This is a genomic window from Streptomyces humicola, from assembly GCF_024436035.1.
In the GTDB taxonomy this organism is placed as follows: domain Bacteria; phylum Actinomycetota; class Actinomycetes; order Streptomycetales; family Streptomycetaceae; genus Streptantibioticus_B; species Streptantibioticus_B humicola.
The window spans coordinates 22,014-32,308 of record NZ_JANFNG010000050.1; the positions used below are offsets into that span (position 1 = coordinate 22,014).

Below are 10,295 nucleotides of genomic sequence, written 5' to 3' on the forward strand. Positions count from 1 at the left end.
CCCGCACCCTGGACCACGATGCCGACGACCGAGAATCTCGCCCGCAACCGCCGCCGACCACTGGGCCGCGGCCCGGCCGCGACGCCGCCGGAGGGTGACGAGGGCCACGACGAAGCCCATGACGAGGACGGCGGGGCGCAGCCCACACCCGAGGCCCCGGCCGCCGTCATCCCGGCCCCTGCCGCCCCGGCGGAGCCACCGTCAGCGACGCAGGACGAGACGCAGCCCGAGACGCAGCCCGCGACGCAGGACGAGCTGCCGGACGGTGAACCGGCCGTCGACGACGGCCGGTTCACCGTCCGGCTGAAGAACTTCGAGGGCCCCTTCGACCTGCTCTTGCAGCTGATCTCGAAGCACAAGCTCGACGTCACCGAGGTCGCCCTCTCCAAGGTCACCGACGAGTTCATGACGTACCTCCACGCCATGGGCCCCGACTGGGACCTGGACCAGACCACCGAGTTCCTCGTCGTCGCGGCCACCCTGCTCGACCTCAAGGCCGCCCGGCTGCTGCCAGCCGCCGAGGTCGAGGACGAGGAGGACCTCGCCCTGCTCGAAGCGCGCGACCTGCTCTTCGCCCGGCTGCTGCAATACCGTGCGTACAAACAGATCGCGGCGCTCTTCGCCGAACGGCTCGACGCCGAGGCGCTGCACCACCCTCGTACCGTCGGACTCGAGCCGCACCACGCCGAGCTGCTGCCCGAGGTCGTCATCAGCATCGGCGCCGAGGGCTTCGCCAAGCTGGCGGTCAAGGCGATGCAGCCCAAGCCCAAGCCGCAGGTGTACATCGAGCACATCCATGCACCCCTGGTGAGCGTGCGCGAGCAGGCGGAACTCGTCGTCGCCAGGCTGCGCGAGCGCGGCGAGGCCTCCTTCCGCGAGCTCATCGAGGACGCCCCCGACACCCTCACCGTCGTCGCCCGCTTCCTCGCGCTGCTGGAGCTGTACCGGGAGAAGGCGGTCGCGCTCGACCAGACCGAGGCGCTCGGTGCGCTGCTGGTCCGCTGGACCGGCGGTGCTGCCGAGAGCGGACAGCCGCTGGTCACCGACGAGTTCGACCAGGAGACGGCCCCGACAAAGGCCGAGGAGGAATGAGCGACATGACCGAGGCCACCACCGAGGAGAGCCCCGACGCGAGCGCCGAGGAGAGCGCCGGGACGCCCGCCGGGGTCGGCGACATCGAGCTGCGGCCCGCGCTCGAAGCCGTCCTCATGGTTGTCGACGAACCCGCCACCGAGGAGCATCTCGCCAAGGTGCTCCAGCGGCCGCGTCGCGAGGTCGCCGACGCGCTTCGCGCGCTGTCCGACGAGTACACGCGCGACGGACGCGGCTTCGACCTGCGGCTCGTCGCGGGCGGCTGGCGCTTCTACACCCGGCCGCAGTGCGCTCCGGCCGTGGAGAAGTTCGTCCTCGACGGCCAGCAGTCCCGCCTCACTCAGGCCGCGCTGGAGACCCTGGCGGTCGTCGCCTACCGCCAGCCCGTCAGCCGCTCGCGGGTTTCCGCGGTGCGCGGGGTGAACTGCGACGGCGTCATGCGCACCCTGCTCCAGCGCGGACTGGTGGAGGAGGCTGGGACGGAACCCGAGACAGGTGCGATCCTGTACAGGACGACGAACCACTTCCTGGAACGGATGGGCCTGCGAGGTCTGGACGAGCTGCCCGAGCTCGCCCCGTTCCTGCCGGAGGCGGACGCCGTCGAGGCGGAGTCCCAGGAGGGGGTTCCGTCCTTCGATCCGGACGCCCCGGACGACACCTCGACTACGGAAACTTGATGCGAACCAGCGGCAGCGGCAGGAACAGCGGGAACCGGAATCACAGGGGAGCGGGCAACCAACGCGACGACAAGAGCAGGCGCGCCGGGCGCCCCCGGCCCGAGGAGCGCCGCTACGACACCGGGGCCTCCGACGGCAGGACGGCCGGCGGGAAGACCGGCGGCAAGGCGGCGGGCGCACGCGGACGGGGCCGCGGTCGCGGCACCGCGCCCGCGCGCCCGCGTGAGCTGGACGCGCAGATCGAGGAGCGCAATCGCGCCCGCTACGACAAGCCGCAGGTCAAGCTCCCCAAGACCTTCCCCGGCGCCGAGCAGGAGGGCGAGCGGCTGCAGAAGGTGCTCGCCCGCGCCGGCATGGGCTCGCGGCGCGCGTGCGAGGAGCTGATCGAGCAGCGGCGCGTCGAGGTCAACGGGAGGATCGTCACCGAGCAGGGGCTGCGCGTCGACCCGGAGAAGGACGAGGTCAAGGTCGACGGGCTCACCGTCGCCACCCAGTCGTACCTGTTTTTCGCGCTCAACAAGCCCGCCGGCGTCGTCTCGACGATGGAGGACCCGGACGGCCGCCAGTGCCTCGGCGACTACGTCACCAACCGCGAGACGCGGCTGTTCCACGTCGGCCGCCTCGACACCGAGACCGAGGGCATCATCCTGCTCACCAACCACGGCGAGCTGGCCCACCGCCTCACCCACCCCCGCTACGGCGTGACCAAGACCTATCTCGCGGCGATCCAGGGGCCGATCCCGCGCGACCTCGGCAAGCGGCTGAAGAACGGTATCGAGCTCGACGACGGCTATGCCCGCGCCGACAGCTTCAAGGTCGTGGAGAACACCGGCAAGAACTATCTCGTCGAGGTCGCCCTCCACGAGGGCCGCAAGCACATCGTGCGGCGCATGCTCGCCGAGGCAGGCTTCCCCGTCGACAAGCTGGTGCGTACCCGCTTCGGGCCGATCGCGCTCGGCGACCAGAAGTCCGGCTGGCTGCGGCGGCTGACCAACACCGAGGTCGGCATGCTGATGCGCGAGGTCGATCTGTAGCCCTTGGAGGGCGGGCGGCGACGGACGGAGACGGCCGGCGATGCGGTTCACGACCACAGCGACAGCCGCACCGCGTGACCTTCCTCGTCCCGCTCGACCTCGAGCATCCCCGCCACCGCATTGCGGTTGATGCGTCCGTACACGTGCGGGAAGAGCCCGGCCGATGCGGCGGCGCCGCCGAGGCTCCGCGACGCCGCCGGATCGGCCGGCTCCCACCGGACGGGCGTGTCCAGCGCCTCTTCGTCGATGAGCAACACCATCAGCGGGCCGACCGCGTCCCGGAAGAGGGCATCGGCGACGGCGAGCGCGGTGCTCTCGTCCGGCGAACAGTGGACGAAGCCGTCCTCCGCGAGTGTCGGCGGGGCGTACGGCCGGTCCGGAACGCGCAACCAGTCGTCGAGCGGGACAACGTGGTAGATCATGCGCAACGTTCTACCGGATCGGCCCCCGCAACGGCCGCACGACGGCGGGTCCGGTCCCGTCCCACTGATTAGGCTGATCAGGTACACCCAACGCGAAGGAGCTGTGACGTGGCGGTACGAGCGGTGCGCGGCGCCGTCCAACTGGACCGGGACGACGCACAACACATGCACGAGCGGGTCGCCGAGCTGCTCACCGCCATCCTGGACCGCAACGACTTCCGGGTGGACGATCTGATCAGCGTCATCTTCACGGCCACGCCCGACCTGCACAGCGACTTCCCCGCCGTCGCCGCGCGCAAGCTGGGCATCACCGATGTCCCGCTGATCTGTGCGCGGGAGCTGGACGTCGAAGGGGCGATGCCACGGGTCGTGCGCGTCCTCGCGCACGTCGAGACGGGCGTCGGCAAGGCCGGGATCGCCCACGTCTACCTCGGCGCGACGACCGCCCTGCGAAAGGACATCGCACAGTAATGCGTACCGCCGCCGTCATCGGCACCGGCCTGATCGGCACCTCGGCCGCGCTGGCCCTGACCTCCCGCGGGGTCACCGTCCATCTCTCGGACAGCGACCCGGACGCCGCCCGCACCGCCGCCGCCCTCGGCGCGGGTGTCGCCGAACCCGCCGAGGGCCCGGTCGACCTCGCGATCATCGCCGTGCCCCCGGCGCACGTGGCCGCCACCATCGCCGAGGCACAGCGCTCCGGTCTCGCCCACGGCTACATCGACGTGGCCGGCGTCAAGGGCGGCCCGCGCCGCGACCTGCAGGCTCTCGGCGCCGACCTGAGCCAGTACATCGGCACCCACCCGATGTCCGGACGTGAACGCTCCGGGCCGCTCGCCGCGACCGCCGACCTCTTCGAGGGCCGCCCGTGGGTGCTCACCCCCACCCCGGAGGCCGAGACCGAGGTCCTCAATCTCGCGCTGGAACTCGTGGCGCTGTGCCGGGCCGTGCCGGTCGTGATGGACGCCGACGCGCACGACCGGGCCGTCGCCCTGGTCTCGCACACCCCCCAGCTGCTCTCCAGCATGGTCGCGGCCCGTCTCGAACACGCCGAGGAGACCGCCGTACGCCTGTGCGGCCAGGGGATACGCGACGTGACGCGGATCGCCGCCTCCGAGCCCGGGATGTGGCTCGACATCCTCTCCGCCAACCCCGGGCCCGTCGCCGACGTGCTGGCCGGTGTCGCGGAGGACCTGGGCGAGACGGTGCAGGCGCTGCGTGCGCTGCAGTCCGCCGACGAGGACAAGCGCCGCGAGGGCGTGGCCGGCATCGAGGACGTGCTGCGGCGCGGTAACGCCGGCCGGGTCCGGGTGCCGGGCAAGCACGGCGCGGCGCCGGCGGCGTACGAGATGGTGGCGGTACTCATCGGCGACCAGCCCGGCGAGCTGGCGCGGGTGTTCGCGGACGCCGGCGCGGCCGGGGTCAACATCGAGGACGTGCGGATCGAGCACTCGACCGGGCAGCAGGCCGGCATCGTGCAGATCATGGTCGAGCCGAAGGCGGCACCGGTCCTGACGGCGGCGCTGCGCGAGAAGGGCTGGTCCATGCGGCAGTGACGCGGCAGGGACGTACGGGGGCCTGCGCAGACCCAGTAACCTTGAGTCTTGGCATCCAGCGGTTGCGATGCCCGTTTCCGTGCTCCCGTCCGGCACCCGTGCAGAAGAGGAAGGTCCGCAGACTGTGGCAACTCCGGTGATCGTCGCCATTGACGGCCCCTCGGGCACGGGCAAGTCCAGCACGTCGAAGGCGGTCGCTGCCAAGCTGGGGCTCAGTTATCTCGACACGGGCGCCCAGTACCGGGCGATGACGTGGTGGATGCTGAGCAACGGCATAGACGTCGACGACGCCTCCGCGGTGGCCATGGCGGCCGACAAGCCCGTGATCGTCTCCGGCACCGACCCGGGCGCGCCGACCGTCACCGTCGACGGCGTCGACGCGACGGGCCCGATCCGCACCCAGGCGGTCACGGCCGCGGTGAGCGCAGTGAGCGCGGTGCCCGAGGTCCGCGCCCGGCTGGTCCGGCTGCAGCGGGCCGCGGCCGCGTCGGCGCCCGAGGGCATCGTCGTGGAGGGCCGCGACATCGGCACCACGGTGCTGCCGGACGCCACCGTCAAGATCTTCCTGACCGCGTCCCCCGAGGCGCGGGCCGCCCGCCGCAACGGAGAGCTGAAGGGCATGGAGGCGACGAGCCTGCAGGCCACCCGCGAGGCGCTGGTCAAGCGGGACGCCGCCGACTCCGGCCGTGCCGCCTCGCCGCTCGCCAAGGCGGACGACGCCGTCGAGGTCGACACCACCGAGCTCACCCTGGAGCAGGTCGTCGAGTGCGTGGTCACCCTCGTCGAGGAGCGGACTTCTCGGTGACGACGCAAGGCACCGCGGTGCCCGGTCCCGTCGGGGCCGCGATCGGCCGCGGCATCGGCATCGGACTGATGCACGGCCTGTGGCGGCCGCGGGTGCTCGGGGCCTGGCGGATACCGGCCACCGGACCGCTCATCCTCGCCGGCAACCACGCGCACAACATCGACGGCCCGATGCTGATGGGCACCTGCCCGCGACCGGTGCACTTCCTGGTCAAGAAGGAGGCCTTCATCGGCCCCCTCGACCCCTTCCTGCGCTCGATCGGGCAGCTGCGCGTGGACCGCTCCGGCGCCGACCGCGCGGCTGTTACCACGGCGCTCGGGGTGCTGGCACGCGGCGGTGTGCTCGGCATCTTCCCCGAGGGCACGCGCAGCGGGGGCGACTTCGCCGAACTGCGCTCCGGGCTCGCCTACTTCGCGGTGCGCTCCGGCGCGCCCGTCGTACCGGTCGCCGTACTCGGCAGCGCCCGCGAGGGCCGCATGATCCCGGCCCTGCCTCCGCTCCGCAGCCGTATCGACGTCGTCTTCGGCGACCCGTTCGAGGCGGGCGACGGCAGCGGGAGACGCACCAGGTCGGCGCTTGACGCCGCCACCACCCGGATCCAGGAGCGGCTGACCGCACACCTGGACTACGCCAGGCGCGCCACCGGCCGCCTGTGAACTGACGGACGAGGAAAAAGACTTCATGGACAACGAGATCGAATACGGCGAGCACGGCGCGCTCGGCGACGCCGAGTACGCCGAGTTCATGGAGCTCGCGGCGGAGGAGGGCTTCGACCTCGAAGAGGTCGCGGGCGACGTCGCGGCCGCGGGGCACGGGCCGCTGCCCGTGCTCGCCGTCGTCGGCCGTCCGAACGTCGGCAAGTCGACCCTGGTGAACCGGATCATCGGCCGGCGCGAGGCGGTCGTCGAGGACCGGCCGGGCGTCACGCGCGACCGGGTGACGTACGAGGCGAACTGGAACGGCCGCCGCTTCAAGGTCGTCGACACCGGCGGCTGGGAGCAGGACGTCCTCGGCATCGAGGCCTCCGTGGCGGCGCAGGCCGAGTTCGCCATCGAGGCCGCGGATGCCGTCGTCCTCGTCGTCGACTCGAAGGTCGGCGCCACCGACACCGACGAGGCGGTCGTCAAGCTGCTGCGCCGGGCAGGCAAGCCGGTCGTGCTGTGCGCCAACAAGGTCGACGGCCCGAGCGGCGAGGCGGACGCTGCCGTGCTGTGGTCGCTGGGGCTCGGTGAGCCCTACCCCGTCTCCTCATTGCACGGCCGGGGGACCGGCGATCTGCTGGACGCGATCCTCGAGGCGCTGCCGGAAGCGCCCGCGCAGAGCTTCGGCGAGCCGGCGGGCGGACCGCGCCGGGTCGCGCTCATCGGCCGCCCCAACGTCGGCAAGTCGTCGCTGCTGAACAAGGTGGCGGGCGAGGAGCGGGTGGTCGTCAACGAGCTGGCGGGCACCACCCGCGACCCCGTCGACGAGCTCATCCAACTGGGCGGCGAGACCTGGAAGTTCGTGGACACCGCGGGCATCCGCCGCCGCGTCCACCTGCAGGAGGGCGCCGACTACTACGCCTCGCTGCGCACCGCCGCCGCCCTGGAAAAGGCCGAGGTCGCGGTCATCCTGATCGACGCGAGCGAGACGCTGTCGGTCCAGGACACCAGGATCATCTCGATGGCCGTCGACGCGGGTCGCGCGTGTGTCATCGCGTACAACAAGTGGGACCTGCTCGACGAGGAGCGCCGCTACTACCTGGAGCGGGAGATCGAGCGGGACCTGGTGCAGGTTCAGTGGGCACCGAGGGTGAACGTCTCGGCCACCACCGGACGCCACATGGAGAAGCTGGTCCCCGCGATCGAGACGGCGCTCGCGGGCTGGGAGACCCGCGTCCCCACGGGACGGCTCAACGGCTTCCTCGGTGAACTGGTCGCCGCCCACCCGCACCCGATCCGCGGCGGCAAGCAGCCGCGGATCCTGTTCGGCACCCAGGCCGGGACCAGGCCGCCGCGGTTCGTGCTCTTCGCGACCGGTTTTCTCGAAGCCGGCTACCGCCGCTTCATCGAGCGGCGGTTGCGCGAGGAGTTCGGCTTCGAGGGGACACCGGTGCAGGTGTCGGTGCGCGTGCGCGAGAAGCGCGGGCGCAAGAAGTAGAGCTCGTGGGGATCAGCGCGTAGGGATCGCGGCGGGGTGTTCAGCGCCCGCCGTGCGTCCGGTTGTCGCGCGGCGGCGCGGGCGGCAGCGCCGCGAACGCGCCACCGCCCCGCTGACGTCCGGTGTACGGGCGGCCGTACGCCGAGTTGCGGGGGTCGTGCTCCGGGTCCTGCATGGGCTGCCACGGCTGGAACGCCTCGAACCGCAGCTCCTCCTCACCGGTGCGGTCACCGGGCAGTGCCCGGAACAGACGCCGGTACTCCGAATAGAGCGCGTCGTAAATCGGTGTGCCCGAGCCTGCGACGGGATCGTGCGGGGTGCGCATCGGCGGGATCTGGTTCGGGTAAGGGGCGCGGGAGAAGGCGTCGTAGGTCTGCACGTATCTGCCAACGAGCGCATCGCGTGCGGGATGCGGCCTTCACGGGCTAACACCGTCCAAATGGTCAACCCCTTACCAAAACGGACGATATGTGGATGACCGCTGGTCAGCCGCGCATCGTCCGTTCGGTTCCCGTACCGGGCAGATCAGGTCCCGGCGAGGGGCATCATGCCGCCCATCAGCTTTCCGTCCCGCACCGCTCGCAGCAGCGCCTCGCGCAGCATGTCCTCCCGCGGCTGACGGCCGATCGTCCCGGCAGGGGAGGCGAAGACCAGCACCTTGTTGGACAGGTTGACCTCGGCGCGCCAGCCCTCGCTGACGGCGAGCGGCTGGTGCGCCTGCCACCAGGCGGTCGGGTTGCCGCCGTCGGGGCCGGGCTGCAGGACGGCGTGCAGCTTGCCGACCGCGAGCAGCACCGACCAGCCGGCGGGTACCGGATCGGGTGGCGTGTCGAGGTCCTTGACCGGGTGGAAGCCCTGCTCGGCGAGGAGGGTGAGGAACTCGTCCTCGGTGCCCGTGCTGCCCGGACGGCCGACCGGGCCGGTCGGCTCGACCACCAGGGAGGGGTAGAGGGCGTCCCGGCACATCACCAGGCCGGCGGTGATGCCGAGCACGGCCTGTCCCGGTGCCGCCTGCACCGCTGACGGGTCCTGGGCCTGTCCCGGGCCGAACTGCCCGGTCTGGCCGGCCGTGATGCTGCGGACGGCGCCCTGCAGCTGTTCCTCGGAGACCGGCACGACCTGGGAGGGGATGCAGGAGGCGTGGGCGAAGGCGAGGACCGCGGTCTCCTCGCCGACGAAGAGCACGGTGCTGGTGCGTTCCCGGTCGGTGTGGCCGGGGGTGCGGCAGGAGGTGCAGTCGTACGTGGTGGGTGCGTTCTCGCCCGCCAGCAGACGGTCGGCCTCCGAATCGCCGATCTCTGCGCGTACCTCGTCGCTGACATCGAGCATGGGCGGCACGGCATGACTCCTCGGGTGTGGATAAGACTCCGAGCCCGGCATTTCCTGGCTCGTACTCACAACGCCCGATCTGTGGCAGGAGTCACGCGCCGCCCGGTGTGCGTTCGGGGCGCCGCATGCGGATAGTCATCATTTCGCCGGAACGCATCACTCCGCGTCGAACTATCGGGCCCCTGCATGTGTGTGAACTCGTGAACTGAATCACAGGGGAGCTCTTCGACTGTCCGTGATATCCCCATAAAGAGTCGCCAATTGCCTTGCGGAAAGCGTTGCATACCGCCGGTAACCCTCAACTGGCCTGCATGTCAAGGCAATTGGTTGATATCGGCGCTTCCCCCTCCTTAGATTCGGCGGCCGTGTGCACAGAGCACCGCCCGGGGAGGTCCGCACGGAGGACGACGACGCCGCGCACAGCGGGGCGCCGTCGAGCGGACGGGCGGGACGGGCACCGGCGCCGGGCGCCGGGCGCGCGTCCCGTCGATGGAGTAGCACGGGGACCCCGGGTCCGTAGAGAAGGGGATCCATGTCCGGACATCCGGAGCGCCGTACGGACCGTCAGTACACCGCCGCGCTCGGCACGACAGGACGATTGAGCCGTCGGGCACGGGCAGCGGTGATTGCGGGCGCGGCAGTCGTCGCCCCGCTCGCCGCGATCGCGGCGGCGAGCCCCGCGCAGGCGGCGGACGGCGGCGTGTGGGACCGCATCGCACAATGCGAGAGCGGCGGCAACTGGCACATCGACACCGGCAACGGGTTCTATGGCGGCCTGCAGTTCAGCGCCTCGACATGGCAGGCGTACGGCGGCACGGCCTATGCGCCCTCCGCCGACCAAGCCGGCCGCGCACAGCAGATCGCGGTCGCGGACAGGGTGCAGGCCGCGCAGGGCTGGGGCGCCTGGCCGTTCTGCTCGGTGCGGGCCGGGGCCTCCGGCAGCGCACCCGGCGCCGACGCCACCGCGGGCAGCGCAACCGTCGTGAGCCCCCAGAGCACGGTCGACAAGCCCCTCGCCGTGCATGAGACCCCGGCGGCCGGCCATGGCACGTACACCGTCGCCCCCGGGGACACGCTCAGCGCCATCGCTGCCGCGCACGGCACCACCTGGCAGCGGATCTACGCCGCCAACCGGCAGGTGATCGGGGACGATCCGGACCTGATCCTGCCCGGTCAGCGGCTGACCGTCTGACCATGGCCGTGGGGGTGGGCCCGCGCGGCCGGGCACCACCCCGCCCCGC

12 protein-coding genes are annotated in these 10,295 nt (G+C 71.7%); 9 read left to right on the top strand and 3 right to left on the bottom strand.

The genetic code is table 11. The annotated features are described in order from the left end of the window. Positions 1–18: 18 nt before the first annotated feature. The 3 genes from NGB36_RS32170 to NGB36_RS32180 are packed head-to-tail and all read left to right on the top strand — an operon-like array spanning position 19 to position 2,803. The gene (locus tag NGB36_RS32170; protein ID WP_255924159.1) at positions 19–1,092 is read left to right on the top strand and encodes a segregation and condensation protein A; all 1,074 of its coding nucleotides are present in this window, start codon (positions 19–21) and stop codon (positions 1,090–1,092) included. Between the two features lie 5 nt (positions 1,093–1,097). Continuing rightward, complete coding sequence (scpB, locus tag NGB36_RS32175) at positions 1,098–1,769, top strand: SMC-Scp complex subunit ScpB (RefSeq protein ID WP_255924177.1); 672 nt, start codon at positions 1,098–1,100, stop codon at positions 1,767–1,769. Then, positions 1,769–2,803: a pseudouridine synthase gene (locus tag NGB36_RS32180; protein WP_255924160.1), complete on the top strand. Its 1,035-nt coding sequence runs from the start codon at positions 1,769–1,771 to the stop codon at positions 2,801–2,803. The genes scpB and NGB36_RS32180 overlap by 1 nt, the downstream gene beginning before the upstream one ends. Positions 2,804–2,850: 47 nt before the next feature. Here NGB36_RS32180 and NGB36_RS32185 read toward each other — a convergent pair whose 3' ends face one another. After that, positions 2,851–3,225: a DUF952 domain-containing protein gene (locus NGB36_RS32185; RefSeq protein WP_255924161.1), complete on the bottom strand. Its 375-nt coding sequence runs from the start codon at positions 3,223–3,225 to the stop codon at positions 2,851–2,853. A gap of 108 nt (positions 3,226–3,333) precedes the next feature. On the opposite strand from NGB36_RS32185, the gene aroH reads away from it, so the two are divergent. The 5 genes from aroH (at position 3,334) to der (ending at position 7,725) form a co-directional block, all read left to right on the top strand. Beyond that, positions 3,334–3,696 carry a chorismate mutase gene (gene aroH / locus NGB36_RS32190; protein ID WP_255924162.1) on the top strand — a complete coding sequence of 121 codons (363 nt, stop codon included), beginning with the start codon at positions 3,334–3,336 and terminating at the stop codon, positions 3,694–3,696. Continuing rightward, complete coding sequence (locus tag NGB36_RS32195; RefSeq protein ID WP_255924164.1) at positions 3,696–4,781, top strand: prephenate dehydrogenase; 1,086 nt, start codon at positions 3,696–3,698, stop codon at positions 4,779–4,781. Before aroH ends, NGB36_RS32195 begins: the two co-directional genes overlap by 1 nt. Before the next feature lie 136 nt (positions 4,782–4,917). Continuing rightward, positions 4,918–5,586: a (d)CMP kinase gene (cmk, locus tag NGB36_RS32200; protein ID WP_255924179.1), complete on the top strand. Its 669-nt coding sequence runs from the start codon at positions 4,918–4,920 to the stop codon at positions 5,584–5,586. 68 nt (positions 5,587–5,654) lie between these two features. Then, positions 5,655–6,242: a lysophospholipid acyltransferase family protein gene (locus tag NGB36_RS32205; protein ID WP_255924181.1), complete on the top strand. Its 588-nt coding sequence runs from the start codon at positions 5,655–5,657 to the stop codon at positions 6,240–6,242. Positions 6,243–6,267: 25 nt separating this feature from the next. Further along, a complete protein-coding gene (der, locus tag NGB36_RS32210; protein ID WP_255924166.1) occupies positions 6,268–7,725 on the top strand; it encodes a ribosome biogenesis GTPase Der in 1,458 nt (485 codons plus the stop codon). Between the two features lie 40 nt (positions 7,726–7,765). Here der and NGB36_RS32215 read toward each other — a convergent pair whose 3' ends face one another. After that, positions 7,766–8,104 carry a hypothetical protein gene (locus NGB36_RS32215; protein ID WP_255924167.1) on the bottom strand — a complete coding sequence of 113 codons (339 nt, stop codon included), beginning with the start codon at positions 8,102–8,104 and terminating at the stop codon, positions 7,766–7,768. A 146-nt stretch (positions 8,105–8,250) separates the two neighbouring features. Further along, positions 8,251–9,063 (bottom strand): DUF8842 C-terminal domain-containing protein, encoded by an 813-nt coding sequence (locus NGB36_RS32220; RefSeq protein WP_255924168.1) that lies wholly within the window; start codon positions 9,061–9,063, stop codon positions 8,251–8,253. Between the two features lie 523 nt (positions 9,064–9,586). On the opposite strand from NGB36_RS32220, the gene NGB36_RS32225 reads away from it, so the two are divergent. Then, a complete protein-coding gene (locus NGB36_RS32225; protein WP_255924170.1) occupies positions 9,587–10,246 on the top strand; it encodes a LysM peptidoglycan-binding domain-containing protein in 660 nt (219 codons plus the stop codon). Positions 10,247–10,295: the final 49 nt, after the last annotated feature.